The organism is Pseudomonas sp. 86_A (assembly GCF_017491705.1).
GTDB classification, from domain to species: Bacteria; Pseudomonadota; Gammaproteobacteria; order Pseudomonadales; family Pseudomonadaceae; genus Aquipseudomonas; species Aquipseudomonas koreensis.
Genome location: NZ_JAFGYS010000009.1, coordinates 254,268 through 279,195 on the forward strand (window position 1 = coordinate 254,268; position 24,928 = coordinate 279,195).

Below are 24,928 nucleotides of genomic sequence, written 5' to 3' on the forward strand. Positions count from 1 at the left end.
GCAGCCCAGCGGGAGCAAGCTCCCTCGCCACAGATTTTCATCAAGGCATTACTTGCGGTTAAGCATTACCGGGAGCTGCGCAACCAGTTTGGCGTTGTTCAGCGGCGCACGAATAAAGCCGCGCTGCGTGCCGTCCGGGCCGATCACCGCCAGATTGCCGCTATGGTCGACGGTGTAATTCGGCTTGCTGGTGTCTGCCGGAATAAACGGAATGCTCACCGCGTTGGCGACCTTCTGCAGTTCTTCGATCGACTTCGGCGTGAGGCCCACGAACTGCGGATCGAAGTAGCCCAGGTACTGCTTCAACTGCCGCGGGTTATCGCGGTTCGGGTCAACGCTGACCAGCACGATCTGCAACTTATCCACAGCGTCTTTGGGCAACTCGCTCTTGATCTGGCGCAGTTGCGCGAGGGTGGTCGGGCAGATGTCCGGGCAGAAGGTGTAGCCGAAGAACAGCAGGCTCCACTTGCCCTTCAATTCGTCGATGGCGACCGGTTGGCCATCCTGGTTGGTCATCGTCACGCCCGGCAGGGTACGGCTCTGCGGCAGCAGAATGATGCCGGCGTCGATCAGTGCGGTGGGATCACCCTGGCCCTTGCCACTCAGCACTTTGTTGACGGTCAGTCCCAGGATCAGCGCGATCACGGCGACGAGGATGAAGACGGTTTTCTGGGTTCGAGTCATAGGTTCAACAGTAAGTAGTGGTCTACGAGCAGGGCGATGAACAACAGGAACAAGTAATAAATAGAGTACTTGAAGGTGTTGATCGCCGCGTGCGGCCGAGTGCCACGGTACAGCACCACGGCCCATTGCAGAAACCTTGCGCCCAGCGCGAGGGCGCACAGCAAGTACAGCACGCCGCTCATGTGGATCACGTACGGCAGCAGACTCACCGCCAGCAGCGCAAAGGTGTACAGCAGAATGTGCACCTTGGTGTAGTGCTCGCCGTGGGTCACCGGCAGCATCGGGATGTCGGCCTTGGCGTATTCCTCCTTGCGATGAATCGCCAGCGCCCAGAAGTGCGGCGGGGTCCAGGCGAAGATGATCAGCACCAGCAGCAACGGTTCGGCGCTGACATGACCGGTGGCGGCGGTCCAGCCGAGCAGCGGTGGTGCCGCGCCGGCGAGGCCGCCGATGACGATGTTCTGTGGCGTCGCACGTTTGAGGAAACCGGTGTAGATCACCGCGTAGCCGAGTAACGAAGCGAGGGTCAGCCAGGCAGTCAGTGGATTGGTGAAGGTCAGCAACAACGCCTGGCCGAGCAGCGCCAGCATCAAGGCAAAGGTCAGTGCCGCAGCAGGCGACACCCGGCCTTCAGCCAACGGCCGTTTGTGGGTACGCGCCATCACCGCATCGATGCGCCGGTCCACCACATGGTTGACCGCTGCCGCACCGCCGGCACACAGCGCAATACCCAGGTTGCCGAACACCAGCACCGTCCACGGCACCCCGGCGCGGGTCGCGAGGAACATGCCGACCAGCGAGGTGATGAGCATCAGCACCACCACTTTCGGCTTGGTCAGCTCCAGATAGTCACGCCACAGCGCTTGCGCGGGACGTTCGCCGATCAGAAGCGCCATGGCGTTTCTCCTTTTATCGTGATGGGCGCGGCCACCTGTTTACGCGGGCTCAGGCGCCAGCGTGCGAGCACCGGCTGTTTGACCCGGACCAGACTGGTCCGCGCGTGGTAATTGACCAGCACCATGGTCAGCAGCAGTGCTGCGCCGCCGGCGTTGTGTGCCACGGCCACCGGCAGCGGCAAATGGAACAGCACGTTGCTGATGCCAAGAGTGATTTGTGCGCCGAGGGCGACCAGTACCAGACCGGCGAGCCGGGTCATGCCGACGGCCCTGAGTTGCCAGGCCAGCCCCAGCAGCACCAGCGTCACCAGCAGGGCGCCGATGCGGTGGGTCAGGTGAATCGCCGTGCGCGCATCGCTGTCGAGTTGTCCGCCGAGGTAGTTCGGGCCGATGTGTTGAGTCAGGTGAAAACCATTGGCGAAGTCGGCGGGCGGCAACCATTGGCCGTGGCAGGTCGGGAAGTCGATGCAGGCCACTGCCGCGTAGTTGGAACTGACCCAGCCACCCAGCGCGATCTGGGCAATCACCAGCAACAGCCCGGCAGTCGCCCAATACTGCAAGCGCTTGGGCACGGTCAGCGCCGGCAACACCCCGGACAATCTCAAGGTCAGCAGGAACAGCAGACTCAATGTCGCAAAACCGCCGAGCAAATGCCCGGTGACCACTTGCGGCCAGAGCTTGAGCGTCACCGTCCACATGCCGAACGCCGCTTGGGCGAACACCACCGCCAGCAGAAACAGCGGCAGCTTCAGCGGCTGGCCGGGATGACGCCGATTGACCCAGGCGCGCCCGGCCAGGATCGAAATCAGCAGACCGAGGGTGCCGGCGAAGTAGCGGTGGATCATCTCGTTCCAGCCCTTGTGCGCCACCACCGGCGAGTCGGGGTAGTGGAGTTCGGCATGGGCCAGTTGGGCTTCGCTTTTCGGCACGCTGATAAAGCCGTAGCACCCCGGCCAGTCCGGACAGCCGAGGCCTGCGTGGGTCAGGCGGGTGTAGGCACCGAGCAGCACGACGATCAGTGCCAGCAGGGTGGCAAACAGCGCGAGGCGAAATCCAGGTTTGGCCATGACGATGCCCTTATCCGATGTTCGACAGTTTCAGCAGGTGGCGCAGGTCGTTGAGCAGATCCTTGCCCTTCACACTCGGGTCGTAGCGCAGCACGAGGTTGCCGTGCGGGTCGATGACCCACAGCTGCGGCGTGGCCTTGTCGCCGGTGGCCTTGCTGAAGGCGGCGGCGTCCAGCGGGTAGCGTTGCAATTGCGGGTATTCGCGGCTCAGCTTGGCTTCGTAGTCGGCGCTCAACGGTTGCGCGGCGGCGAGGGCGTGGCTGGCGCGTCCGGCATCGCGCCCGAGGCCGATCTGGATCTGCCGGGCGAGGTACACCAGTTGCTGGCAGTCGACCGCGCAATCCTTGGGCGCCGTGACCAGCATCTGCCAACGCTGTTCATCGGCCTGCACACCGAGGTCGGCGCGGGACTGGCCGTTGCCGATCAGCTCGCCGTGGTAGCTGCGCCCTTCCGGCACCCAGAACTGCAATTTGTACATGCCGGTGGCGAGGATCATCGGGCCGACCACGCCGAGCACAATCAGCAGCAGCTGGAGCCGTCCGCGACGACGGCTGGCCGGGGTTTTTGCCTCAGACATGCTGGGTGGATTCATGGCCGTTCCCATGGTTGTTCTCCTTTGCGTTGTGCCAGCCGAGGTAGAGGTAGAGACCGAGCAGGGCGGTGGCCATGGCGAACCACTGCACGGCGTAACCGAGGTGTTTTTCCGGGCCCATGGCGACGACCGGCCAGTCGGCCTCATAGCTGGCGGGGCCGGGTTCGGCGCGTAATTCGTAAGCGAAACCGTCGCGCTCGAGGGTTTTCCACAGTCTGGCGGGCTCGACGGCGGTGATGGTTTGCGGCCAGGTGCTGCTGACCGGGTCGGCGTGTAACTGGAAGGTGGCGCCGGGAGCGACGTAGACCCAGGCGTCGAGGCTCAGCGCCTCGGTCGGGGTGGTGAATTGCGGCGTGACGCGGCGGTCCGGCCATGGCAGCCAGCCACGATTGACCAGCAGCCACAGGCCGGTGGCGCGGTCCTGAAACGGTTGCAGCAGCTCGACGCCGACCTTGCCGTTGCGCTGGCGGTTATCGAGCAGTAGGCTGTGCGCGCCATCGAACTGGCCGTACAGGTGCACGCGGCGATAGGCCGGGTCGCTGCCGTGGAGCAATTCGCTGCTGGCCATCGGTTCGGCGGCGCGGCGTTCGGCGTAACTGGCGAGCAGCGCGGTTTTCTCCGCGCCCCGACCCAGCTGCCAGAACCCAAGCGACACCAGCAGCGGCAACAACAGCACCACCACCACGGTCGGTATCACGCCCGGGCGAAAGCGCTTCATGGCCGCGCCATAAAGTCAGTCGTCGCGATCGCTATACTCAACTGCATCGCCTGTCCCCCGGAGTCTTCCCATGCTCAAAGCAGCCATTGTCGTGCTGCTGATTGCCACGGTGATCAGCCTGTTCAGCGGCCTGTTTTTCCTGGTCAAGGACGACAGCAGTTCCAATCGCCTGGTGATCGCCTTGAGTGTTCGGGTGGCACTGGCCGCCGCCACCGTCGGCTTGATCGCCTGGGGCTTCTACAGCGGCCAACTGGTGTCGCACGCGCCTTGGTAGCGGGCGCTCAGAGTACGTAAACGAAGACGAACAAGCCGATCCACACCACATCGACGAAGTGCCAATACCAGCTCGCCGCCTCGAAACCGAACTGATGTTCGGCATCGAAATGGCCCTTCATGATGCGCATCAGCATCACGAACAGGATGATCGTGCCGATGGTCACGTGGGCGCCGTGGAAACCGGTGAGCATGAAGAACGTCGCGCCGTAGATGCCCGAACCCAGGGTCAGCCCCAATTCGTGGTAGGCGTGCATGTATTCCTCAGCCTGGAAACCGAGGAACGCGCAGCCCAGCAGCACGGTGATCGCCAGCCAGATTTTCAGCGCGCCGCGATGGCCCTTTTTCAAGGCATGGTGGGCGATGGTGATGGTCACGCTGGAGCTGACCAGCAGAATCGTGTTGATCAGCGGCAGGCCCCACGGGCTGATGACTTCCTTCGGTGGCGGGAACAGTTTCGGATCCGGCGTGTGTAGCAGCGGCCAGGTGAACTGGAAGTTCGGCCAGAGCATGTGGGCGATGCCTTTCGGGCCTTCGCCACCCAGCGCCGGCCCGGAAATGTGCCGCACGTAGAACAGCGCACCGAAGAAGGCGACGAAGAACATCACCTCGGAGAAGATGAACCAACTCATGCCCCAGCGGAACGAGCGATCCAGCTGCGGGCTGTAGAGCCCTGCGCGGCTTTCCTTGATCACCGCACCGAACCAGCCGAACAGCATGTACGCCAGTAACAACCCGCCGACGAAAAAGATGTACGGGCCGTGGGATTCCGGACGCGCCGCCTTCAGATCGTTGAACCAGGTCGCCAGGCCGTACACGGTGATGACCATGCCGAAGGTGGCGATGATCGGCCATTTGCTCTGGGCCGGGACGTAATAGTGCTCATGAGTTGCCATTTATTGTTCTCCTTATCGGGCACGCTTAACCGCCAGTGTTTGCAGCCACCGGAGGATGTCGGGCGGTGATATCGAACAGCGTGTAGGACAGCGTCAGGTGCTTCACGTCCTTGGGCATGTCGCGGTCAACGATGAAACGCACCGGCATCTCGATCTGCTGACCCGGCTGCAGCACCTGCTGGGTAAAGCAAAAGCATTCGGTCTTGTGGAAATACGCCGCCGCTTCGCTGGGCGCGATACTCGGCACGGCCTGGGCGCTCATCGGTTTGTCGGTGGGGTTGCGCGCCACGAAAATCATCTCGTTGACCGCGCCCGGGTTGGCGGTCAGTTCATCGTGCTTGGGGTAGAACTCCCACGGCATGTCGATGTTGTTGGTCGACAGAAACTGCACGCGCACCTGCCGCGTGCTATCCACCACCTGCTCGCCCTCGTATTGCCCGGCCGTCTTGCCGTTGATGCCGAAGGCCTTGCACATCACGTCGTAGATCGGCACCAGGGCAAAGCCGAAGACAAACATTGCGACGACGACTCCGAGCAGGCGGGTGACCAGTTTTTTCAGCGAGATCGAGTCAGCCATGGTTCATGCCTCTCTCGAAGGTGCGAGTGAGCCGTTGTGGCGAGGGAGCTTGCTCCCGCTGGGTGGCGCAGCCGCCCCAAGGATTTTTTGGGCGCTGCGCACCCAGGCGGGAGCAAGCTCCCTCGCCACAGGGGTCGCGTTAGCAGAGGAGCGTTTCATTTCACTTCCGGCGGCGTAGTAAAGGTGTGATACGGCGCCGGCGACGGCACGCTCCACTCCAGGCCTTCAGCGCCATCCCACGGTTTGGCCGGGGCCGGTGGGCCGCCGCGAATGGTCTTGATCACGATGAACAGGAAGAAGATCTGCGTGGCACCGAACATGAACGCGCCGATCGACGAGACCATGTTGAAGTCGGCGAACTGCAGGTTGTAGTCCGGAATCCGCCGCGGCATCCCCGCCAACCCCACGAAGTGCATCGGGAAGAAGGTCAGGTTCATGCCGACGAACGACAGCCAGAAATGCAGCTTGCCAAGGGTTTCGTCGTACATGTGCCCGGTCCACTTCGGCAACCAGTAATAGGCCGAGGCGAAGATCCCGAAGATCGCCCCCGGCACCAGCACGTAGTGGAAGTGCGCCACCACAAAGTAGGTGTCCTGATACTGGAAGTCCGCCGGGGCGATGGCCAGCATCAGTCCGGAGAAACCGCCGATCGAGAACAGGATCACGAAAGCCACGGCAAACAGCATCGGCGTCTCGAAGGTCAGCGAGCCTTGCCACATGGTGCTGGCCCAGTTGAACACCTTGACCCCGGTCGGCACGGCGATGAGCATGGTCGCGTACATGAAGAACAACTCGCCCACCAGCGGGATGCCGACCACGAACATGTGGTGCGCCCAGACAATGAACGACAGGAACGCGATGCTCGCCGTCGCATAGACCATCGAGGTGTAGCCGAACAGCGGCTTGCGCGAGAAGGTCGGGATGATCTGGCTGACGGCGCCGAAGGCCGGCAGGATCATGATGTACACCTCGGGGTGGCCGAAGAACCAGAACACGTGCTGGAACAAGACCGGGTCACCGCCACCGGCGGCACTGAAGAAGCTGGTGCCGAAGTGGATATCCATCAGCATCATCGTCACGCACCCGGCCAGCACCGGCATCACCGCGATCAGCAGGAACGCGGTAATCAGCCAGGTCCAGACGAACAGCGGCATTTTCATCAGGGTCATGCCGGGGGCGCGCAGGTTGAGGATGGTGGCGATCACGTTGATCGCGCCCATGATCGAACTGATCCCCATCAGGTGGATGGCGAAGATGAAGTAGGTGACGCTTTCCGGCGCGTAGGTGGTGGACAGCGGGGCGTAGAATGTCCAGCCGAAGTTCGGTCCGCCACCGGCGGTGAACAGGGTCGAGACCAGCAGCAGGAACGCCGCCGGCAGCAGCCAGAAGCTGAAGTTGTTCATCCGTGGCAGGGCCATGTCCGGCGCGCCGATCATCAGCGGGATCATCCAGTTGGCGAGGCCGACGAACGCCGGCATCACCGCACCGAAGACCATCACCAGACCGTGCATGGTGGTCATCTGGTTGAAGAACGCCGGTTCGACGATCTGCAGGCCGGGCTGGAACAGTTCGGCGCGGATCACCATGGCGAACGAGCCGCCAAGCAGGAACATGCAGAAGGCGAACCACAGGTACAGCGTGCCGATGTCCTTGTGGTTGGTGGTCAGCACCCAGCGCATCAGGCCTTTGGCGGGGCCGTGGGCGTGGTCGGCATGACCGTGGTCATCGATTACAGCGCTCATGGCCGGTCTCCTTTACGTGAGTGGACGGGGCTGGCCGGGGCACGCTGCCCCGGCCGTTTCACGAAATACGCGGTGGGCCGGCTCATTTGCTTTCCGCCTGTTTGAGCTCAAGCACTTCTTTTGGCGTGACCATGTCGCCCTTGTTGTTGCCCCAGGCGTTACGTTCGTAGGTCACGACCGCTGCGATATCGACTTCCGACAACTGCTTGCCGAACGCCGCCATGGCGGTGCCGGGCTTGCCGTGGAAGACAATGCTCAGGTGGCCTTCTTTCGGCCCTGTGGCGATTTTCGAGCCCTTGAGCGCCGGGAACATCGGCGGCAGGCCCTGGCCTTCAGCCTGGTGACAGGCCACGCAAGTGGTGTGATAGATCTTGTCGCCGCGCTCTTTAAGCTCGTCCAGCGTCCATTCCTTGCTGGTCAGCTCCTTGAGCTGCGCCGCTTCGGCCTTGCGGTCGGCCAGCCACTTGTCGTAGTCGGGCTTCTCCTTGACGTCGACCACGATCGGCATGAAGCCGTGATCCTTGCCGCACAGCTCGGCGCACTGGCCGCGGTAAATGCCGGGTTTGTCGATGCGCGTCCAGGCTTCGTTGACAAACCCCGGGATCGCATCGCGCTTGACCGCGAACGCCGGCACCCACCACGAGTGGATCACGTCGGCGGAGGTCACGAGGAAACGCACCTTGGCGCCGACCGGCAGCACCAGCGGCTTGTCGACTTCGAGCAGGTAGTGCTCGCCCTTGGCTTCCTTGTTGTGGATCTGTTCGGCGGGTGTGGCCAGGTTGCTGAAGAACTCGACGTCCTGGCCCAGGTATTTGTAGTGCCACTTCCACTGGTAACCGGTGATCTGGATATCGATATCCGGCTCACTGGTGTCGTACATGCGGATCAGGGTCGCAGTCGCCGGAACCGCCATCGCCACCAGAATCAGCAGCGGCACGACGGTCCAGAGAATTTCGACGGTGGTGCTTTCGTGGAATTTCGCGGCGACCTGCCCGGTCGAGCGGCGATGCACGATCATCGACCAGAACATGGCGCCGAAGACGATGATCCCGATCACCACACAGATCCAGAAAATGGTCATGTGCAGGTCGAATACTGCGTGACTGATTTCAGTCGCTCCAGGCGCCATATTCACAGTCCAGGCCGCGTTGGCCTGGCTGAAAATCGACCACAACAGGAGGCCCATCCAGACGTGTGGATGTCGCATCATTGCGGGTTCCCCTTATCGTTCTTGTTATCCCGGAGGCGTAACGCCTGCGGCAAGGGAGCGGCTGCATCAGACTACGAACTTGAATCGCCGGGCCTTGCTGCGGGTGCAGTCGGGCGTCATCAGCTAACTCCATTCAATGGCGAGTATAGACAGCCATCGGGAATTGCAATGTCGGCGCGTAAATGATCTGAAACAGCCGGGGCTTGCGTTCAAGGGCACGAATGGAGAAGGATGCAGACGAGTGGTGGCGAGCCGATATAACGCCGGTGCATCAAGGATGAAATAATTATGACAAATGCGTCTTAGCATTTTTCGTAAGCCAGCTAACTTATGTCTTCCCTATTTCAATGCCTTGTACCCTGGAGTTTTCATGAACACCGCCGCATTGCGCGAGCAGATCCAAAAAGCCCGACAAACCGAAAACGAAACCGGACGGCTGACTCGTCAGCTGGAAGAACAACTGCCCCATTTGCACCCCTCGATCCAATTGCCGGAAACCGATGCCAAGGCCGTGCTGACGCGTTTTGTCGAAGCCTACATCGATGAAGTGCCTGACCTGCTGGATGCAGCCAATGAAGTCGCCAGGGAAGCGGGAATCGAGTCACAGATCAAACCGGTGCTGAAAATCGCCGAGCAGTATTTCCTCCAGCCACCAGTGGGCCTGGAACATCTGCTGGACGAGGCCTATCTGGCGCATCGCTTTGTCGAAGAGGTCAACGACCTGTACATCAAGCATTTTGGCCAGCCACTGATCCCCTTGGACATGACGGTCGCCAACCTGATTGCTCACCAGTTGCTCGGTGAGAAATTTGCCAACGAACTGGATGAAGTCGTCCACCACGCGGTGGACACCATGCTCGACGATGACAGCTTTGCGCTGGAATCGGTGGAAGCCTATCGCGAGAAACTCAGCAGCCCGGACACCGGCGCCGCTTGGAAACGCTGGCCGTGCATGAGCCGTCGCCTGGGCGTGGGCCTGGAACTCGACCAGCCTGCCGCCTGAGTTACACAATCCAATGTAGGAGCTGCCGCAGGCTGCGATCTTTTGATGTGGTTCTTAACAATCAAGATCAAAAGATCGCAGCCTGCGGCAGCTCCTACAGGGTTTGTGTTCAGGCGGGAAGATTTAACCGGCCGCGCCGATACCTGTGGTTGTGCGAATCCGTCCCTCAAGCCTGCGCTTCAACCCTCGCGACTCGATCAACAGCTTCGACCCCTTCGCCGCGTTCGCCCGGCCCCATTCTTCCAGCAACTCCAGACACGAATGATCGATGTAGCTCAGGTTATTGAGCGGCACATGCACCGTCGTGCCCGCTGGAATGCTGCCCAGTACCTGGGTCAGCGCCGGCACCTTGAGGAAGGTCGCTGCACCGACCAGGCGCAACTCCATCTCGCCGTCCTGCGGCAGGTCGATCAGGCTGATTTTCAACCGCGAAGCCTTGAACGCCAGTTTCAACAGGGTCAGACCGAAACCAATCAGCACGCCGGTCAACAGGTCGGTGAAGATGATCGCCAGCGCCGTGGCGGCGTAGGTGAACATCGGCATCCGCCCATAACGACCCAGACCGCGAAATGCTTTGAGGTCGACCAGTTTGAAACCGGTGTACACCAGCACCCCCGCCAGACTCGCCACCGGAATGCTTTGCAGCACGCTCGACAGCAACAGCACGAAGCCCAGCAGCCACAGGCCATGGAAGATCGTCGAATAACGCGTGGTCGCACCGGCCTGGACGTTGGCCGAGCTGCGCACGATCACCCCGGTCATCGGCAGCGCACCGACCAGTCCGCAGAGCATGTTGCCGACACCTTGCGCCGACAGCTCACGGTCGAAGTCTGAACGCACACCGCTGTGCATGCGGTCCACCGCCGCCGCCGACAGCAGGGTTTCGGCGCTGGCGATGAACGCCACGGCAAACGCAGCAATCAACAGGGTTGGATCAGCGAGGCTGAGCAGGTCCGCCGGTTTCAGCCAGTCGATGGCTTCGGCCAGGTTCTCCGGTACCTCAACCCGTTTGACCTGCAACGCCAGCAGCAGGCTGGCGCCGGTCGCCAGGCCAACACCGAGCAGCGCACCGGGAATGAATCGCAGCGAATGCGGGCGAAACTTCTCCCACAGCCACATCACCGCGATGGTCGCCAGCCCGAGCAGACCGGCCTGCCAGCCGAACGACGGCAAGGCTTGCGCCACCGCGCCGGGGAAGGCCGTGAGGTTATCCAGGCCGGAGGGTTGCGGCTTGGCGTCGAGCATCACGTGCACTTGCGAGAGCACGATCAACACGCCGATCCCCGCCAGCATGCCGTAGACCACCGCTGGCGCCGTCACCCGAAACCAGCAACCGAGTTTCAGGCGCCCGGCCACCAGTTGCAGGAAACCGGCGAGCAACAGAATCGGCCCGAGCATCTCGATCCCGTGCTGGCGCACCAGTTCGAACACCAACACCGCCAGCCCGGCCGCCGGACCGCTGACCTGCAGTGGCGAGCCCGCCAGCCAACCGACCACCAGACCGCCGATGATCCCGGTGATCAGGCCTTTGGCCGGCGGCAACCCGGAAGCAATCGCAATACCCATGCACAGCGGCAGGGCGACCAGGAACACAACCACCGAAGCCAGCAGCTCCCGTGGCAGAACCGCTTTCAATTGAGCAGCACGCATGGTGACTCTCCCGAAGTTTTCTTCAGGCATGGCGAGGCCGGATCGCTGAAACAGCGACCGGCGTCAAACCACACAGATGTTTAGGAGGATTTAGAAGCGCGCTTTGGGCGTCGCCACCGGAATCGGATGGCTGCCGTCGAGCGGCAGGAAACGTCCCTGATCCGCGTCGTAAGCTTTGATTTCACTGGTTTCGATGTTGTAGACCCAGCCATGGATGAACAGATGACCGTTCGCCATGCGCGAGGCTACCGAAGGATGGGTACGCAAGTGCTGCAATTGGGCGATGACGTTCTCCTCGGTGAGGATCGGCATGCTTTCTTTTTCGTCGGTGCAGTTACAGTTTTCGTGCACCATGGTTTTTGCCACTTCCGCATGACGCAGCCAGGCTTTGACCGTCGGCATTTTTTCCAGACTGTCCGGATTGAGCACTGCGCGCATGGCGCCGCAATCGGAGTGGCCGCAGATGATGATGTGCTGTACGCCCAGCGCCAGCACCGCGTATTCGATGGCGGTGGAGACGCCGCCGTTCATCTGGCCGTAAGGCGGTACGACGTTGCCGACGTTACGGGTCACGAACAGATCGCCGGGTGAACTCTGGGTGATCAGTTCGGGCACGATGCGCGAGTCGGCGCAGGTAATGAACATCGCGCGTGGCGATTGCGCCGTGGCGAGTTTCTTGAAGAGTTCTTCCTGCTGCGGGAAGACCTCATGATGAAAATGCAAAAAGCCGTCAACGATGGTTTTCAGCGCTGCATCGGCGGATACCGCCCCAGGGACGGCTTGCGCCGACGCAGCCAACGGCTGTTTATCCTTGTCACTCATGATTCATCCTCTTTGGCGGATTCGGGGAGTCATTCCCGTGTATTCCGGTGTAAAGCCAGTGGCTGTTTAAAACATCCGGGTCATCCAGACCCGTCAGTCACTCGATGAACAAGGTAGCCGCCGAAACTTAACTCAAACTGAATCAAGCGCTCTAGAACGTGTGTTCCAGATCACAAAAAACGTGACTGGGGCATTTCGATGAAAGGATTTCAACCCATCAACCAAGGCGGATTGTCGCTAAATCAACGACATCTGACGACCCGGCGGACAGAAGGCCGTGCAATCGAGGTTGTAGCCTTCGCGGTGATTTAAACCGAGACGTTTAATGGCTTTGGCGAAACGCTGCGCGAGCAGATCGGCGAACGGCCCCTCGCCGCGCATCCTGACGCCAAAACGGCTGTCGTACAGCTCGCCGCCCCGGCTCTGGCGCACCAGGCTCAGCACATGCGCGGCACGCTGCGGGTAGTGCGCCTGCAACCATTCTTCGAACAGCGGCGCCACCTCCAGCGGCAGGCGCAGCATCATGTATGCGGCGCTTTGCGCACCGGCGGCATGCGCCTCGGTCAGCAGGCTTTCGATTTCGCTGTCGTTGATCATCGGAATCATCGGCGAACACAGCACCCCCACGGGAATGCCCGCTTCGCGCATCACCCGTATCGCCCGCAATCGGGCCTTGGGCGCCGCTGCGCGCGGTTCGAGGATGCGTTTGAGTTCGTCGTCGAGGGTGGTCAGGCTGATCATCACCGCCACCAGCCGTTGCTGCGCCAGTTCAGTGAGCAGGTCGAGGTCGCGCAAAATCAGCGAACCCTTGGTGACGATGGTCACCGGGTGCCGATAGCGCAGCAGCACTTCGAGGGTCTGGCGGGTGATCCGGTGTTCGCGTTCGATGGGCTGATACGGATCGGTGTTGGAGCCAAGGTTGATCGGCGCGCACTGGTAGCCGCGTTTGCTCAACTGTTCTTCCAGCACCTGGGCGGCGTTGGTCTTGGCGATCAGCTTCGTTTCAAAATCCAGCCCCGGCGACATGTCCCAATAGGCGTGGCTGGGTCGCGCGTAGCAATAGATGCAGCCGTGCTCGCAGCCGCGATAGGGATTGATCGAGCGGTCGAAGGGCAGGTCCGGCGAGGTGTTGCGGGTAATGATGGTTTTCGCGGTTTCGATCATCACCTCGGTGTTCTGCGTGTCGGGCACTTCCTGATACCAGCCGTCATCCTCGGCCACCGAACGGTTCGGCGCAAAGCGGTTGTGCGGGTTGGTGGCGGTGCCGCGGCCACGCGGCGGGAGAGGGCTGATCATTGAGGCAATCTCGTATCTGTATGTCCATACAGTATCCGATCAGCCTTGACGCGATCCAGTACCGTTCGGCCAGGGAATCAAAACAGCGCAAAACCTGGAAACCGGTTCGTGGCTTGGTTGCATAAATTTAACAATCGACAACCCGAGAAACATATGCCCGGTTGTGAAGGAAAGTTGGCAAATATAGTCTTCGAAACTTACGGGCACTGACGCCTGATAAATATTTTCAAGGATGTTATTTATGTCGTACCTCAATCAGCGTGGTGTTTTTCTGCAAATGATGCTTCCGGATCCATCGGAGCCCAATACTATTGTTTCCATGCAACTTGCCCGCAAAGAACTGGGTTGGAATGCCGAAGAGCAACTGTCGACCGAGGCGTTGGTTGATTCGATTTACGTGGTCGCTGTATCCGCTGATCGCGGCAAGTCGTTCACTATTCGCACGGACAAGAAGGATGTGGATGGCGACGGTGACATTGATGGTGATGACAAAGCCAAGTTGGCGGCGCTGGCCAAGGCTTATGCAAGTATCGTTAATCCGTAAGGCGCACCGCGATAAATGCACAGAAAACCCTGCATGAATTACGCATGCAGGGTTTTTGTCGGACTGTGTTTCGTCGACACCGCACTCACTATGTCAGCGGTTATTTCAAATTTTAAAGTCTCTCATTGACGCAAAGGAACCGGCGATTTTTCTGAAAATAAACTCATCGTCCAGATCAATATCGCCATCACCGTCTGCGTCCGTCGACCCTGACACTTTTTTATACAACCCCTTGTCATAACCTGTGACGGTCACCACTGCATCCGGGCGAGTCAAATCGGGGTTCGCCACGTTAAACAAGCCAATATTAACGTCGGCAATTTTGTTCCCTGAGGCGTTGTCTCCGAATGAGATAAGTATGCATTTGTAGAGACGGCCCGCACCGACAGTACTCAAACCGACCAAAGCAGAGGCAAGTTCGCCTGCCAGGGTGTAATAGGATTCGTCATCCTCATCTATGTCGCCGTCGCCCTCGACATCGTCGACTCCGGTGACCGTGTCATATTTTCCGTTGGCGGCACTGGCGTACGCTGTGACCACCACGTCAGGCGCGGAGTTAACAGCGTCTCCATTGTTGTATCGGGAAATTACCGCTTCAGCTGTTCCGTTCCCATCCGTGTCTTTGAACTCATATAACAGTGAATAGCTCATGTCTTTGTGCTCCATGCCAGCGCGATATTAAGGGCAATCGGATCTGTGTCCCTTTGCACCCTAAGTAACGTAAAAGCGAACGTCTACTGTCAGAATTGACAGGTGTATGCATTTACAGCATGGAGGACTCAAGTTTACTGACTGGATGTTGTACACCCTGTCAAGCCTGACAGTAGACCGGATTTCTCCCACTCGTTAACTTCTGGAAAACAGCGGAAGATTGCCGATTGGCCAGTGCAATCAACTGAAGGATTTACGGCATGACTAGCAGGATGTTGCTGGAAATTGCGGATATGGACCGAGACGGAAATCCGGAAGTCGTGTTTTATCACTACGATAAAGACGCCACCAAAATGATGGATTACGACTACTCGTTGTTCGCTTCTTCGACGGAAGGTAACGGTCGTTATGACTTGATTTCCGAAGACGTTGTCGACGGCGATGGCGACGTCGATAAATACGACAAGAAGCTCTACTTGCAGTTGGCCGATGCCTTTGCACAATTCAAGGGCTTTCAGTCCAGGCGTTGAATTACCCGCTGACACAACAAAGCATTAATGCCATGTCAGCGGTATTCATGTCTCGTTAATGCGAAGTGACTTGCCCCAGATCATCCCCGGAAGTGGTCTGCATATCATTCTTGCGCAGGCTTTCGACGTCGGCAGCCTTTACCGGTGCGCCCTTGTTGCCCCAACTGCCACGGATAAAGCTCACCACGTCGGCGACTTCCTGGTCTGACAGGCGCCATGCAAATGCCGGCATGGTGAAGGTCGATGGCGCCGTGTGCGTGGCCGGCAATGTTCCGCCCTTGAGCACGATGTGAATCAACGAGGTCGGGTCGTCCGATTGCAGCACCGGATTGCCCGCCAGGGCCGGGAACACTCGGGTATAGCCGTGGCCGTCGGTGCGGTGGCAGGCCGCGCAATTGTCGATGTACACCGCTGCGCCGCGTTGGCTGTCGTCGCCGTTCCACAGGGCCTTGGCGGCTTTCTCGTCGTACTGGTGCGGCTGATCGTTCGGATCAGTCGCTGGCAGCGACTTGAGGTAACGGGCAATCGCGGTCAGGTCGGCGTCGGTCATGTATTGCATGCTGTGGGTGACCACATCGCTCATGCCGCCGAACACCGCGCTGCGGTCGCTGCGCCCGGTCTTGAGGAACTGCACCAGTTGCGCCTCGCTCCAGCTGCCGAGACCGTCCTTGTGATCCCCGCGCAGGCTCTTGGCGATCCAGCCTTCCAGCGGTGCACTGCCGGCGAGGAAGTTTTTGCCGTCAGTGGCGCTCAGGGATTTTTCCTGCATGGTCAGGGCACGTGGCGTATGGCACGCGCCGCAATGGCCGAGGCCTTCGACCAGATAGGCGCCACGGTCGATCACCGGATCGTCCGACGTTGCCTGGTAATCCTCGACCTTCGGCGCAAACAGCCAGCGCCAGCCCATCAACGGCCAGCGCATGCTCAACGGCCATGGGATGTCGCTGGCCTTGTTCTCCTGTGCCACCGGTTCTACGCCGTGCATGAAGTACGCGTACAGCGCTTGCATGTCGGCTTCGCTGACGCGGGCGTAGGACGGATACGGCATCGCCGGGTACAAGGTACTGCCGTTTTTCGCGACGCCATGGCGCACGGCTTTGTCGAAGTCCTCGAAGCTGTACTCACCGAGGCCGGTTTTGTCCGGGGTGATGTTGGTCGAGTAGATCGTGCCGATCGGGGTTTCCATCGGCAGGCCGCCGGCGAACGGCTTGCCGCCCTTGGCGGTGTGACAGGCCACGCAGTCGCCGGCGCGGGCGAGGTATTCGCCTTGTTTGATCAACGCTGAATCAACGTCGGCAGCGTGTACAGCCGCGCTGCCGAGCAGGGCCAGGGTCGCGATAACGAGATTTTTCATGGTCATCGCTCCTTATGCCTGAACCAGCGGGCCGGGGTTTTTCAGGTACTGCTCGCGGATCGCCTTGGCCGACCAGTAGGTCAACGCCGCCACCAGCCCGGTCGGGTTGTAGCCCAGACCCTGCGGGAATGCCGATGCACCCGGTACGAACACGTTGTGCACGTCCCAGCTCTGCAGGTAGCGGTTCAGCGCGCTCTTCTTCGGATCGGTGCCCATGATCGCGCCACCGTTGAGGTGGGTGGTCTGGTAGGCCGCGGTGTTGAAGTGATCACCGACCTGCTTGCCGATCACCGCGATGGCTTTCGGCCCCATGGCTTGGGCGACCTTGCCCATTTTTTCGACCATGAACCGGTTCATCTTGATGTCGTTTTCCTGCCAGTCGAAGGTCATGCGCAGCAGCGGCAAGCCGTAGGCATCGCGGTACACCGGGTCCAGATCGAGGTAGTTGCCACGGTAGGATTGATGCGCGCCGTGGGCGTCCATCGACACCTGGTGGGTGTAGTAATCGGCGGTCGCACGTTTCCACGCGCTGCCCCAGGCCGGAGTGCCCGGCGGGTTTGAAGTGCCGGCAATCGGCCGGCTGCCGGCCTGGTTGACCCACATCGGCGAACCGCCGACAAAGCCGTGCGGACCGTGGTCGAAGTTGTCGGCGTTGAAGTCATCCAGCGCCACGCCGTTGCCGCCGGCACCGATGAAGTTGTTGGTGTGGGTGTCCTTGTCGAAGAACGCCTTGATGGTCGCCATGTTCTGGTAGGCGAAGTTGCGCCCGACCACGCCTTCGCCGCTGATCGGGTCGTACGGCTTGCCGATGCCCGAGAGCAGCATCAGGCGCACGTTGTGCAACTGGAAGGCGCCGAGGATCACCAGATCCGCCGGTTGCTCGATCTCGCGGCCCTGACCGTCGATGTAAGTCACGCCGGTGGCCTTGGACTTGGTGCTGTCGAGGTTGACCCGCAGGACATGGGCGTTAGGCCGCAGCTCGAAATTCGGCAGCGGCTTGAGCGCCGGCAGAATGTTCACGTTCGGCGAGGCCTTGGAATACATGTAGCACACGTAGCCGCTGCAGAATCCGCAGAAGTTGCACGGGCCCATCTGTGCGCCGTAGGGATTGGTGTACGGGCCTGAGGTATTCGCCGAGGGCAGGTTGTAGGGTTTGTAACCGACTTCTGTCGCCGCTTTGCCGAACAGCTGTGCGGAAACGGTGTTTTTCTGCGCCTCGAGCGGGAACGGGTTGGAACGATCCGGCGCGTACGGGTTGCCGCCTTTGCCCTGACCGACCAGTTGGCCCTTCACGGTCCAGGCCTGGCCCGAGGTGCCGAAGACTTTCTCGGCGAAATCGAAGAACGGCTCCAGCTCTTCATAGCTGACGCCGAAGTCCTGGATGGTCATGTCCTTGGGGATGAAGCTTTTGCCGTAGCGCTCTTCGTAATGGCTGCGCATGCGCAACTCGATCGGATCGACCCGGAAGTGCACGCCCGACCAGTGCAACCCGGCGCCGCCCACGCCATTACCCGGCAGGAACGCACCCAACTGGCGGTTCGGCAGGGCGATGTCGTTGACGCTGTGGCGGATGGTGACGGTTTCTTTCGAGATGTCCTGAAAGAGTTTTTTCCGCACGCTGTAGGTGAGTTCGTCGATCACCTGCGGATAGTTGCCGTCGGGGTAGGTGTCCTGCATCGGCCCGCGCTCCAGCGCCAGTACATTGAGCCCGGCTTCGGTCAGCTCTTTGGCCATGATTGCGCCGGTCCAGCCGAAACCGACGATCACCGCGTCGACCTTCTTCATTACGGTTGCCATGCTCAAGCCCTCTCGCCGCGAATCGAAACTGCCGGGAAGGGGTATTGCTCGTTGCGTTCCACCCAATCCATGAAATCGGCGCGGGCGCCGGGGAAGCCGATCATGGTCCAGCCGACCATGCCTTTATTGCCGCCGTGGATCGGGTCGCAGAAGAACCCTTCCTTGGTGTTTTGCAGCAGCAGATTGAAGAAAATCTTCGCCGGAACCGCATCGAACTGCGGTTTGCCGGCTTCCAGTTGCTTGAGCAAATCGTCTCGGGTAGCGCTGTCTTGCTCGGCAAATGTTTTACCGTTGAGGGATTTTGCCCACTGGTCCGTGGCAGCGATGCCGAGGCGATAGATCTCTTTGGGCACCAGTTTGCTCTGCCAACCCATCTCCGGGGCGGCGTCTGCGTTGAACGGACCCTGCATGTACCACAGGGCACCGGCGGCGTACGGGGTGTTCATCTGGCGGTCGATGTATTCCGGCACGCCGGCTTCCAGGGCACCCGGGCCCTGGGCGTCGTTGGGGATCAATTGCGCCACGGCGGCATTGATGAAGGCCCATTCCTCGGCGGTGAAATAGCTCGGCTGGTAGGCACCGGCCTCGGTTTTCGTCGGGGTTGCTGCGGGCGCCGTCGGGGTGGCTTCAGGCGCCGCTTGCAACACGCTGCTGCCCAAGCCGCTACCGGCGAGAGTGACCACGGGAATCAGGGTCAGGGATTTGCGCAAGAACTCACGCCGCGGGTTGTCTCGATCTGCATCAGACATGGGGTGCACCTCATCAGGCATTGATGGTTGTCCGTTTCTGCGAACGGCTTGAGCATTTTTTCGTCGCGGCGCGAGTCCCGGTTGACCGGGAAAAGGGGGACGCCTGCAACATCGTGTGACAAATGGTAGCAGGCTAATCATCGGGTTGAACCGATTCAGCGGAAAAAGCCGCGGTTTTTTTACCCGGCGCTCAATGAAATCGCGCGGATTCACGATTCTTTGACAAGTGCCTCACAGGGCTTTGACCGTCGGACGTGGAAGCTGCAAGGCCTTTCATTGATGAATCCCGATACGGTCAGCCCAGCATGTCACGAGTGCGCCTTTTTCCTGTTTTATGTTTGTCGCTGGTTGCCCTGCTGCACTTGATGCCGGCACAAGCTGACGCTTCTGCGTCATCGCGTCCGCCTGAGTGGGCACAACCGGTTGAAGTCCAGTACAACCTGTTCCAGATGTCGCCAACGCTTTACCGCAGTGCCTTGCCGGATGCTGGCGCGGTGCCGTTGCTGAAGAACCTGAAAGTGGCGACGGTGATCAACTTCCTGCCGGAAGCCGACAGCCGCTGGCTGTCCGAACCAGGCATCAATCAGGTGCAACTGCCTTATCGCACCAACCATGTTGATGACGCCGATGTGCTCAAGGCGTTGCGCGCGATTCAGGCTGCCGAAGCCAATGGCCCGGTGTTGATGCATTGCAAGCACGGTTCCGACCGTACTGGCCTGATGGCTGCGATGTACCGGATCGTGGTGCAGGGCTGGAGCAAGGAAGACGCGCTGAATGAGATGACTCAGGGCGGGTTTGGTGAAAGCGGCCATTTCAAGGATGGCGTGCGCTATGTGATGCAGGCCGATGCCGACAAACTGCGCACCGCGCTGGCCAATGGCGATTGCAGCACCAGTGCGTTTGCGACCTGCTCGATGAAGAGCTGGTTGCAGTCGGTCAACCTCAAATAAGCCGAGCCCTCCACGGCGTTGCTCCGTGGAGGGCTATTCACCGGCTCAGTCTTCGGACTTTTTCTTCAGTTTCGGATTCGGGAAGAACTGGACCGCCTGCACCGTTTTGTCCGGAGCAGGTTTGTTGAGCGCGCTGGTGTTGACCCGCGTGCCCAGCTCTTTCGGTACCGACAGCCCCTGCTCATTGAGCGTATCGGAGTAACCGCAGGCCACGCACTCGCGGTGCGGCACGTTGTCTTCGCTCCACATCATCAGCTTGTCCGGCTCGCTGCACGCCGGGCAGACAGCCCCGGCGATAAAGCGTTTCTTGGTAATCACAGGTGCCTCACTCATGCTGCCGCGTCCTCACTCAGGCCGCTATGGCGCAAGAGTGCGTCAATCGATGGCTCGCGGCCACGGAAGTCGACGAACAGCACCATCGGCGCCTGCGAACCGCCACGGGCCAGAATCGCTTCGCGGAAGGCACGACCGGTGTCGGCATTGAGCACGCCATCCTCTTCGAACTTGGAGAAGGCATCTGCCGACAGCACTTCGGCCCACTTGTAGCTGTAATAGCCAGCCGCGTAACCGCCGGCGAAGATGTGCGCGAAGCTGTTGGGGAAGCGGTTGTACGCCGGAGGACGCATGACCGACACCTCGTCGCGCACGCCTTCCAGCACCTGGGCAACGCTGCGGCCATCACCGTGGGTGGCGTGCAGTTCGAAGTCGAACAGCGAGAATTCCAGCTGGCGCACCATCATCAGCCCGGACTGGAAGTTCTTCGCCGCGAGCATTTTTTCCAGCAGGTCCTGTGGCAGCGGCTCGCCGGTTTCGTAATGACCGGAAATCAGCGCCAGGCCTTCCGGCTCCCAGCACCAGTTTTCCATGAACTGGCTCGGCAGCTCGACCGCATCCCAGGCCACGCCGTTGATCCCGGAGACACCGGCGTGATCAACGCGGGTCAGCAGGTGATGCAGGCCATGGCCGAATTCGTGGAACAGGGTGGTCACCTCATCGTGGGTCAGCAGCGCAGGCTTGCCGCTGTCGGCCGGGGTGAAGTTGCACACCAGGTTGGCGACCGGGCTTTGCAGCACGCCGTCGACGGTACGACGACGGTCGCGGGCGCCGTCCATCCAGGCACCGCCGCGCTTGTTGGCGCGGGCGTAGAGGTCGAAGAAGAAGCGGCCGACGTGCTGGCCGTTTTCCTTGATCTCGAACAGGCGCACGTCGGGGTGCCAGGTGTCGAAGCCTTTCAGTTCGGCGATTTCGATGCCGTACAGGCGCTGGACGATGGCGAACAGACCGCCGAGGACTTTATCGATCGGGAAGTAGGCACGCAGGGTTTCCTGAGCGACGCTGTAGCGTTGCTCGCGGAGTTTTTCGCCGTAGAAACCGCTGTCCCAGCTTTGCAGATCGGCGCAGCCCTGTTCGGCGGCGAAGGCACGCAACTGTTGCAGGTCCTGTGCGGCAAACGGCTTGCTGCGCTTGGCCAGGTCGCGCAGGAAGCTCAGCACCTGATCGCTGGACTCGGCCATCTTGGTCGCCAGGCTCAGCTCGGAGAAGCTGGCGAAACCCAACAATTTGGCCAGTTCCTGGCGCAGGTCGAGGATCTCTTCCATCACCGGGCCGTTGTCGTTCTGCCCGGCGTTCGGGCCTTGATCCGAGGCACGGGTGCAGTAGGCGGCGTAGACTTCTTCACGCAGCGCGCGGTCTTGCGCGTAGGTCATCACCGCGTAGTAGCTCGGGAATTCCAGGGTGATCAGCCAGCCGTCGAGGCCCTTGGCCTGTGCGGCAGCCGCCATTTGCGCCTTGGCCGAATCGGTCAGGCCGGCGAGGGCGGCTTCGGCGGTGACGTGCTTGGTCCAGGCTTGCGTGGCGTCGAGCAACTGGTTGGAGAAGCGGCTGCCCAGCTCGGACAGTTTGCTCTGCACTTCGGCGTAGCGCTTCTGCTCGGCTTCCGGCAGGTCGATACCCGACAGGCGGAAATCGCGCAGGGCGTGTTCCAGAATAGTCTTTTGCGCCACGTCGAAACCGGCGGCTTCCGGGCTGTTGGCCAGCGCTTCATAGGCCTGGAACAGCTCGCGGTTCTGGCCCATCTCGGTGGAGTAGGCGCTCAGGGCCGGCAGGCACGACTCGTAGGCTTCGCGCAGTTCGGCGCTGTTGCACACGGCGTTGAGGTGGCTGACCGGGCTCCAGGCGGCGCCGAGGCGATCATTGAGTTCGTCCATCGCCAATACCAGGCCGGCCCAGGTAGGGTTCTGACCCTGGGTCTTGAGGATCTCGGCAATGGCGGCACGGTTGTCGGCCAGAATGGTTTCAATCGCTGGCAGCACATGTTCGGCACGGATCGTGGAGAACGGGGGCAGGTCGTAGGACTGCAGAAGAGGGTTGTTCACGCTCACGGTTGGCACCTTGGCTGGGGAAACATGCAACCATCTTAATTACAATCGGCATTCACCGCAGCTATCGGCGACAGAGAGAGAACTTATCGTGTCCGTTCGCAAGTATCAGAATCACACCCCGCAGCTCAGCAAAGGCGCGTTTGTCGACGCCTCGGCGGTGGTGATCGGCGACGTCGAAATCGGCGAAGACAGCTCCGTGTGGCCGCTGACCGTGATCCGCGGCGACATGCACCGCATCCGTATCGGTGCGCGCACCAGCGTGCAGGACGGCTGCGTGCTGCACATCACCCATGCCGGCCCGTTCAACCCGGACGGCTTCCCGCTGCTGATCGGCGATGACGTGACCATTGCCCACAAGGTCATGCTGCATGGCTGCAGCGTCGGCAGCCGCGTGCTGATCGGCATGGGCAGCATCGTCATGGACGGCGCGGTGGTTGAAGATGACGTGATCATCGGCGCCGGCAGTCTGGTGCCGCCGGGCAAGCGCCTGGAAAGCGGCTTCCTTTACGTGGGCAGCCCGGTGAAACAAGTCCGCCCGCTGACCGACAAGGAACGCGCCTTTTTCACCTACAGCGCGGCGAACTACGTGAAGCTCAAGGATCTGCATCTGGCCGAAGGCTACGACCAGCTCTGACTTTTCTCTCTATTGCCCGGGATTTTTCATGCATTACCAGACCGTACTATTCGACCTCGATGGCACCCTGACCGACCCGCGTGAGGGCATCACCCGTTCCATCCAGTTCGCCCTCGGCAAGCTCGGCATCGATGAGCCGGACCTGACCAAGCTCGAACATTTCATCGGCCCGCCGCTGTTGCAGGCGTTCATGCAGTTCTATGGTTTCGATGAGGCCAAGGCCTGGGAAGCAGTGAATTTCTATCGCGAGCGCTTCAAGGTCACCGGCCTCTACGAAAACCGCGTGTTCGACGGCGTCACGCCATTGCTCGAAACCCTGACCGGCCAGGGGCGACAGCTGTATATCGCGACCTCCAAGCCATGGGTGTTCGCCCGCGAGATCGCCCGGCATTTCGACTTCGCCAAACACTTCAAGGTGATCTACGGCAGTGAACTGGATGGCACGCGGACCAACAAGGTCGAGCTGATTGCGCACCTGGTGGCCGAAGAGGGGCTGGACCCGGCCACTACGCTGATGATCGGCGATCGCAAGCACGACCTGATCGGCGCGCGCAGCAACGGGCTCGACGCGGCGGCGGTAGGTTACGGGTTTGGCAGTTTTGAAGAGTTGAATGCCGAAGCGCCGGCTTATCACTTTGAAACGCTGGCGGAGTTGCATCAGGCGTTTTTGCGGCACTGATCAGTACACCATCGCTGGCAAGCCAGCTCCCACAGTGATTGAGGTGGACCTGAATACATCACTCACCTGTGGGAGCTGGCTTGCCAGCGATGAGGCCGATTCAGCCATTGAAGGGCTGAGAATCTGCCAGCGATTTCAGCGCTGCCTTGCGCTCAGCCACCGGCAGTTCACCCAATTTCTCGACCTCAGCATAAAACCGCGCCCAATCCCCCCCAACTTGCCTGAACAGCGCCGCAAACGCCGGCAGCCACTGGTCATACAGCCCGAACGGCAACAACCGCGCATTGTTCAGCGGCATATTCACCCAGGCGTCATAGCGCTTGTCCCCGGCCCACTGGCTGTCGCGCATCAGTCGATATTCGCGACGAAACTGCTCGAACGTTGCCGCTTTGCGCTCGCGCATCTGCTCGGCCGGCAGTGCCTGGGCATAGAGCTTTTCCAGGCGTGAGCGCGTTTCCAGGACCAACTCGATGAACTGGTCACGTTGCTGGAGCCGCGAGTCAGTGTCTGGCGGCAGGCCCCGAAACGCCCGCCACTGCCGGGTGCCTTCCTGTTCCACAAACGTGGCAAAGGACTCGTTGAACTCGGTGTCGTCCTTCACATAGAAGCGCTGGTGCGCCAGTTCATGGAAGATCAGCGTGGCCAGGCGCTCGTCGCCCCAGCCCATCATCGAGTTGAGAATCGGGTCGTTGAACCAGCCCAGGGTCGAATAGGCCTCGACGCCGCCAATCGACACGTCCATGCCTTGCAGACGCTGGATCGCCGCTTCACCACGGGCAGCGCTCTGGCTGTAGTAGCCGCGATAGGCCACGCAACCGGCGATCGGGAAGCAATGGTTCTGCGGGGTCAGGGAAAACTCCGGGGTGGCGAACACGTTCCACACCACGTAGGGCCGGCCAATGTCGGCGTACAGGCGATAGCTCTGGTTGTCCGGCAGGTGCAGTTGTTCGCTGGCGAAGGCCCGAGCCTTCTGCGACTGGATCAGGTGCGTGCGCAATGCCGCATCGCGGCTGGGGTCGGCGATCACCTTGGCTACCGGCTCGCGCGCCCGCAGCAGTTGCAACTGACCGCTGGCCAGCTGGCTGTAATAGCTGACGCTGGAACAACCGTTGAGCAACAAAAACATCACACCCGGAAACAAAATCCGAAAAACGCGATCAAGTAACCCATGGCTGGGAAGCGGCCTGCTCAAAATAAAAATCCTTTGGAAAGTCTGCCCGCAAGACTATCCCG

26 protein-coding genes are annotated in these 24,928 nt (G+C 60.7%); 7 read left to right on the plus strand and 19 right to left on the minus strand.

The features are described from left to right. Positions 1 to 48 precede the first annotated feature (48 nt). From J5M57_RS15935 to J5M57_RS15955, 5 genes are read right to left on the minus strand one after another with little or no spacing between them, the layout of a single operon-like run. Complete coding sequence (locus J5M57_RS15935) at positions 49 to 684, minus strand: SCO family protein (RefSeq protein ID WP_169842802.1); 636 nt, start codon at positions 682 to 684, stop codon at positions 49 to 51. Continuing rightward, entirely contained in the window at positions 681 to 1,580 is a 900-nt protein-coding gene (cyoE, locus tag J5M57_RS15940; RefSeq protein ID WP_207848700.1) for a heme o synthase, read from the minus strand. Before cyoE ends, J5M57_RS15935 begins: the two co-directional genes overlap by 4 nt. Beyond that, complete coding sequence (locus J5M57_RS15945) at positions 1,568 to 2,647, minus strand: COX15/CtaA family protein (protein WP_207848701.1); 1,080 nt, start codon at positions 2,645 to 2,647, stop codon at positions 1,568 to 1,570. Before J5M57_RS15945 ends, cyoE begins: the two co-directional genes overlap by 13 nt. A 10-nt stretch (positions 2,648 to 2,657) precedes the next feature. Next, positions 2,658 to 3,251: a hypothetical protein gene (locus J5M57_RS15950; RefSeq protein ID WP_064585274.1), complete on the minus strand. Its 594-nt coding sequence runs from the start codon at positions 3,249 to 3,251 to the stop codon at positions 2,658 to 2,660. Further along, on the minus strand, positions 3,217 to 3,957 hold the full coding sequence (locus J5M57_RS15955) for an SURF1 family protein (RefSeq protein WP_207848702.1): 741 nt from the start codon (positions 3,955 to 3,957) through the stop codon (positions 3,217 to 3,219). Before J5M57_RS15955 ends, J5M57_RS15950 begins: the two co-directional genes overlap by 35 nt. Positions 3,958 to 4,027: 70 nt before the next feature. Here J5M57_RS15955 and J5M57_RS15960 point away from each other — a divergent pair, with 70 nt between their 5' ends. Beyond that, a complete protein-coding gene (locus J5M57_RS15960) occupies positions 4,028 to 4,231 on the plus strand; it encodes a twin transmembrane helix small protein (protein WP_041073718.1) in 204 nt (67 codons plus the stop codon). Positions 4,232 to 4,238: 7 nt separating this feature from the next. On the opposite strand, the gene J5M57_RS15965 is transcribed toward J5M57_RS15960, so the two are convergent. The 4 genes from J5M57_RS15965 to coxB form a co-directional block, all read right to left on the minus strand. Continuing rightward, positions 4,239 to 5,126 (minus strand): cytochrome c oxidase subunit 3, encoded by an 888-nt coding sequence (locus J5M57_RS15965; RefSeq protein ID WP_064585278.1) that lies wholly within the window; start codon positions 5,124 to 5,126, stop codon positions 4,239 to 4,241. A gap of 25 nt (positions 5,127 to 5,151) precedes the next feature. Further along, a complete protein-coding gene (locus J5M57_RS15970; protein WP_064585280.1) occupies positions 5,152 to 5,703 on the minus strand; it encodes a cytochrome c oxidase assembly protein in 552 nt (183 codons plus the stop codon). Positions 5,704 to 5,858: 155 nt separating this feature from the next. Next, positions 5,859 to 7,445, minus strand: a complete 1,587-nt coding sequence (gene ctaD, locus J5M57_RS15975) for a cytochrome c oxidase subunit I (RefSeq protein ID WP_083367421.1) — start codon at positions 7,443 to 7,445, stop codon at positions 5,859 to 5,861. Positions 7,446 to 7,527: 82 nt separating this feature from the next. Continuing rightward, the gene (coxB, locus tag J5M57_RS15980; RefSeq protein WP_064585283.1) at positions 7,528 to 8,655 is read right to left on the minus strand and encodes a cytochrome c oxidase subunit II; all 1,128 of its coding nucleotides are present in this window, start codon (positions 8,653 to 8,655) and stop codon (positions 7,528 to 7,530) included. 370 nt (positions 8,656 to 9,025) lie between these two features. On the opposite strand from coxB, the gene J5M57_RS15985 reads away from it, so the two are divergent. Next, entirely contained in the window at positions 9,026 to 9,658 is a 633-nt protein-coding gene (locus J5M57_RS15985) for a hypothetical protein (protein WP_169842800.1), read from the plus strand. A 123-nt stretch (positions 9,659 to 9,781) separates the two neighbouring features. On the opposite strand, the gene J5M57_RS15990 is transcribed toward J5M57_RS15985, so the two are convergent. The 3 genes from J5M57_RS15990 to J5M57_RS16000 all read right to left on the minus strand — a co-directional run bounded on the left by J5M57_RS15990 (position 9,782) and on the right by J5M57_RS16000 (position 13,426). Continuing rightward, positions 9,782 to 11,308 (minus strand): SulP family inorganic anion transporter, encoded by a 1,527-nt coding sequence (locus J5M57_RS15990; RefSeq protein WP_064585287.1) that lies wholly within the window; start codon positions 11,306 to 11,308, stop codon positions 9,782 to 9,784. Positions 11,309 to 11,398: 90 nt separating this feature from the next. Beyond that, the gene (locus J5M57_RS15995; RefSeq protein WP_207848703.1) at positions 11,399 to 12,130 is read right to left on the minus strand and encodes a carbonic anhydrase; all 732 of its coding nucleotides are present in this window, start codon (positions 12,128 to 12,130) and stop codon (positions 11,399 to 11,401) included. 237 nt (positions 12,131 to 12,367) lie between these two features. Next, a complete protein-coding gene (locus tag J5M57_RS16000) occupies positions 12,368 to 13,426 on the minus strand; it encodes a PA0069 family radical SAM protein (protein ID WP_207848704.1) in 1,059 nt (352 codons plus the stop codon). Between the two features lie 241 nt (positions 13,427 to 13,667). Between J5M57_RS16000 and J5M57_RS16005 the strand changes: the two genes are divergently transcribed. Then, positions 13,668 to 13,970, plus strand: a complete 303-nt coding sequence (locus tag J5M57_RS16005) for a hypothetical protein (RefSeq protein ID WP_169842797.1) — start codon at positions 13,668 to 13,670, stop codon at positions 13,968 to 13,970. A gap of 105 nt (positions 13,971 to 14,075) precedes the next feature. On the opposite strand, the gene J5M57_RS16010 is transcribed toward J5M57_RS16005, so the two are convergent. Beyond that, entirely contained in the window at positions 14,076 to 14,621 is a 546-nt protein-coding gene (locus tag J5M57_RS16010; RefSeq protein WP_169842796.1) for a hypothetical protein, read from the minus strand. A 260-nt stretch (positions 14,622 to 14,881) separates the two neighbouring features. On the opposite strand from J5M57_RS16010, the gene J5M57_RS16015 reads away from it, so the two are divergent. Beyond that, positions 14,882 to 15,151 (plus strand): hypothetical protein, encoded by a 270-nt coding sequence (locus J5M57_RS16015; RefSeq protein WP_207871973.1) that lies wholly within the window; start codon positions 14,882 to 14,884, stop codon positions 15,149 to 15,151. Between the two features lie 55 nt (positions 15,152 to 15,206). Here J5M57_RS16015 and J5M57_RS16020 read toward each other — a convergent pair whose 3' ends face one another. Genes J5M57_RS16020 through J5M57_RS16030 form a run of 3 tightly spaced genes read right to left on the minus strand, consistent with a single transcriptional unit; the run spans position 15,207 to position 19,051 of the window. Then, positions 15,207 to 16,505 (minus strand): cytochrome c, encoded by a 1,299-nt coding sequence (locus J5M57_RS16020; RefSeq protein WP_207848705.1) that lies wholly within the window; start codon positions 16,503 to 16,505, stop codon positions 15,207 to 15,209. Positions 16,506 to 16,517: 12 nt separating this feature from the next. Further along, positions 16,518 to 18,302 carry a GMC family oxidoreductase gene (locus J5M57_RS16025; protein ID WP_064585294.1) on the minus strand — a complete coding sequence of 595 codons (1,785 nt, stop codon included), beginning with the start codon at positions 18,300 to 18,302 and terminating at the stop codon, positions 16,518 to 16,520. Positions 18,303 to 18,304: 2 nt separating this feature from the next. Next, positions 18,305 to 19,051 (minus strand): gluconate 2-dehydrogenase subunit 3 family protein, encoded by a 747-nt coding sequence (locus J5M57_RS16030; RefSeq protein ID WP_169842793.1) that lies wholly within the window; start codon positions 19,049 to 19,051, stop codon positions 18,305 to 18,307. A gap of 305 nt (positions 19,052 to 19,356) precedes the next feature. Here J5M57_RS16030 and J5M57_RS16035 point away from each other — a divergent pair, with 305 nt between their 5' ends. After that, complete coding sequence (locus J5M57_RS16035) at positions 19,357 to 20,001, plus strand: dual specificity protein phosphatase family protein (RefSeq protein WP_083367416.1); 645 nt, start codon at positions 19,357 to 19,359, stop codon at positions 19,999 to 20,001. 45 nt (positions 20,002 to 20,046) lie between these two features. Here the strand turns inward: J5M57_RS16035 and J5M57_RS16040 are convergent, their stop codons facing one another. After that, entirely contained in the window at positions 20,047 to 20,334 is a 288-nt protein-coding gene (locus J5M57_RS16040; protein ID WP_064585299.1) for a YheV family putative zinc ribbon protein, read from the minus strand. Further along, positions 20,331 to 22,382 (minus strand): oligopeptidase A, encoded by a 2,052-nt coding sequence (gene prlC / locus J5M57_RS16045; RefSeq protein ID WP_207848706.1) that lies wholly within the window; start codon positions 22,380 to 22,382, stop codon positions 20,331 to 20,333. Before prlC ends, J5M57_RS16040 begins: the two co-directional genes overlap by 4 nt. Before the next feature lie 88 nt (positions 22,383 to 22,470). On the opposite strand from prlC, the gene J5M57_RS16050 reads away from it, so the two are divergent. Together J5M57_RS16050 and J5M57_RS16055 are read left to right on the plus strand one after the other, a co-directional pair. Further along, positions 22,471 to 23,016, plus strand: coding sequence for a gamma carbonic anhydrase family protein (locus J5M57_RS16050; RefSeq protein WP_169842791.1), 546 nt, complete (start codon positions 22,471 to 22,473; stop codon positions 23,014 to 23,016). A gap of 28 nt (positions 23,017 to 23,044) precedes the next feature. Further along, the gene (locus J5M57_RS16055) at positions 23,045 to 23,695 is read left to right on the plus strand and encodes an HAD family hydrolase (protein WP_207848707.1); all 651 of its coding nucleotides are present in this window, start codon (positions 23,045 to 23,047) and stop codon (positions 23,693 to 23,695) included. A 100-nt stretch (positions 23,696 to 23,795) separates the two neighbouring features. Here J5M57_RS16055 and J5M57_RS16060 read toward each other — a convergent pair whose 3' ends face one another. Further along, a complete protein-coding gene (locus J5M57_RS16060; RefSeq protein WP_207848708.1) occupies positions 23,796 to 24,887 on the minus strand; it encodes an aminopeptidase in 1,092 nt (363 codons plus the stop codon). Positions 24,888 to 24,928: the final 41 nt, after the last annotated feature.

Excerpts from the sequence above, each read along its gene's own strand:
- J5M57_RS15935 (WP_169842802.1), bottom strand. The coding sequence starts at position 684 with ATGACTCGAACCCAGAAAACCGTCTTCATCCTCGTCGCCGTGATCGCG.
- cyoE (WP_207848700.1), bottom strand. The coding sequence starts at position 1,580 with ATGGCGCTTCTGATCGGCGAACGTCCCGCGCAAGCGCTGTGGCGTGAC.
- J5M57_RS15945 (WP_207848701.1), bottom strand. The coding sequence starts at position 2,647 with ATGGCCAAACCTGGATTTCGCCTCGCGCTGTTTGCCACCCTGCTGGCA.
- J5M57_RS15950 (WP_064585274.1), bottom strand. The coding sequence starts at position 3,251 with ATGGGAACGGCCATGAATCCACCCAGCATGTCTGAGGCAAAAACCCCG.
- J5M57_RS15955 (WP_207848702.1), bottom strand. The coding sequence starts at position 3,957 with ATGAAGCGCTTTCGCCCGGGCGTGATACCGACCGTGGTGGTGGTGCTG.
- J5M57_RS15960 (WP_041073718.1), top strand. The coding sequence starts at position 4,028 with ATGCTCAAAGCAGCCATTGTCGTGCTGCTGATTGCCACGGTGATCAGC.
- J5M57_RS15965 (WP_064585278.1), bottom strand. The coding sequence starts at position 5,126 with ATGGCAACTCATGAGCACTATTACGTCCCGGCCCAGAGCAAATGGCCG.
- J5M57_RS15970 (WP_064585280.1), bottom strand. The coding sequence starts at position 5,703 with ATGGCTGACTCGATCTCGCTGAAAAAACTGGTCACCCGCCTGCTCGGA.
- ctaD (WP_083367421.1), bottom strand. The coding sequence starts at position 7,445 with ATGAGCGCTGTAATCGATGACCACGGTCATGCCGACCACGCCCACGGC.
- coxB (WP_064585283.1), bottom strand. The coding sequence starts at position 8,655 with ATGATGCGACATCCACACGTCTGGATGGGCCTCCTGTTGTGGTCGATT.
- J5M57_RS15985 (WP_169842800.1), top strand. The coding sequence starts at position 9,026 with ATGAACACCGCCGCATTGCGCGAGCAGATCCAAAAAGCCCGACAAACC.
- J5M57_RS15990 (WP_064585287.1), bottom strand. The coding sequence starts at position 11,308 with ATGCGTGCTGCTCAATTGAAAGCGGTTCTGCCACGGGAGCTGCTGGCT.
- J5M57_RS15995 (WP_207848703.1), bottom strand. The coding sequence starts at position 12,130 with ATGAGTGACAAGGATAAACAGCCGTTGGCTGCGTCGGCGCAAGCCGTC.
- J5M57_RS16000 (WP_207848704.1), bottom strand. The coding sequence starts at position 13,426 with ATGATCAGCCCTCTCCCGCCGCGTGGCCGCGGCACCGCCACCAACCCG.
- J5M57_RS16005 (WP_169842797.1), top strand. The coding sequence starts at position 13,668 with ATGTCGTACCTCAATCAGCGTGGTGTTTTTCTGCAAATGATGCTTCCG.
- J5M57_RS16010 (WP_169842796.1), bottom strand. The coding sequence starts at position 14,621 with ATGAGCTATTCACTGTTATATGAGTTCAAAGACACGGATGGGAACGGA.
- J5M57_RS16015 (WP_207871973.1), top strand. The coding sequence starts at position 14,882 with ATGACTAGCAGGATGTTGCTGGAAATTGCGGATATGGACCGAGACGGA.
- J5M57_RS16020 (WP_207848705.1), bottom strand. The coding sequence starts at position 16,505 with ATGAAAAATCTCGTTATCGCGACCCTGGCCCTGCTCGGCAGCGCGGCT.
- J5M57_RS16025 (WP_064585294.1), bottom strand. The coding sequence starts at position 18,302 with ATGGCAACCGTAATGAAGAAGGTCGACGCGGTGATCGTCGGTTTCGGC.
- J5M57_RS16030 (WP_169842793.1), bottom strand. The coding sequence starts at position 19,051 with ATGTCTGATGCAGATCGAGACAACCCGCGGCGTGAGTTCTTGCGCAAA.
- J5M57_RS16035 (WP_083367416.1), top strand. The coding sequence starts at position 19,357 with ATGTCACGAGTGCGCCTTTTTCCTGTTTTATGTTTGTCGCTGGTTGCC.
- J5M57_RS16040 (WP_064585299.1), bottom strand. The coding sequence starts at position 20,334 with ATGAGTGAGGCACCTGTGATTACCAAGAAACGCTTTATCGCCGGGGCT.
- J5M57_RS16055 (WP_207848707.1), top strand. The coding sequence starts at position 23,045 with ATGCATTACCAGACCGTACTATTCGACCTCGATGGCACCCTGACCGAC.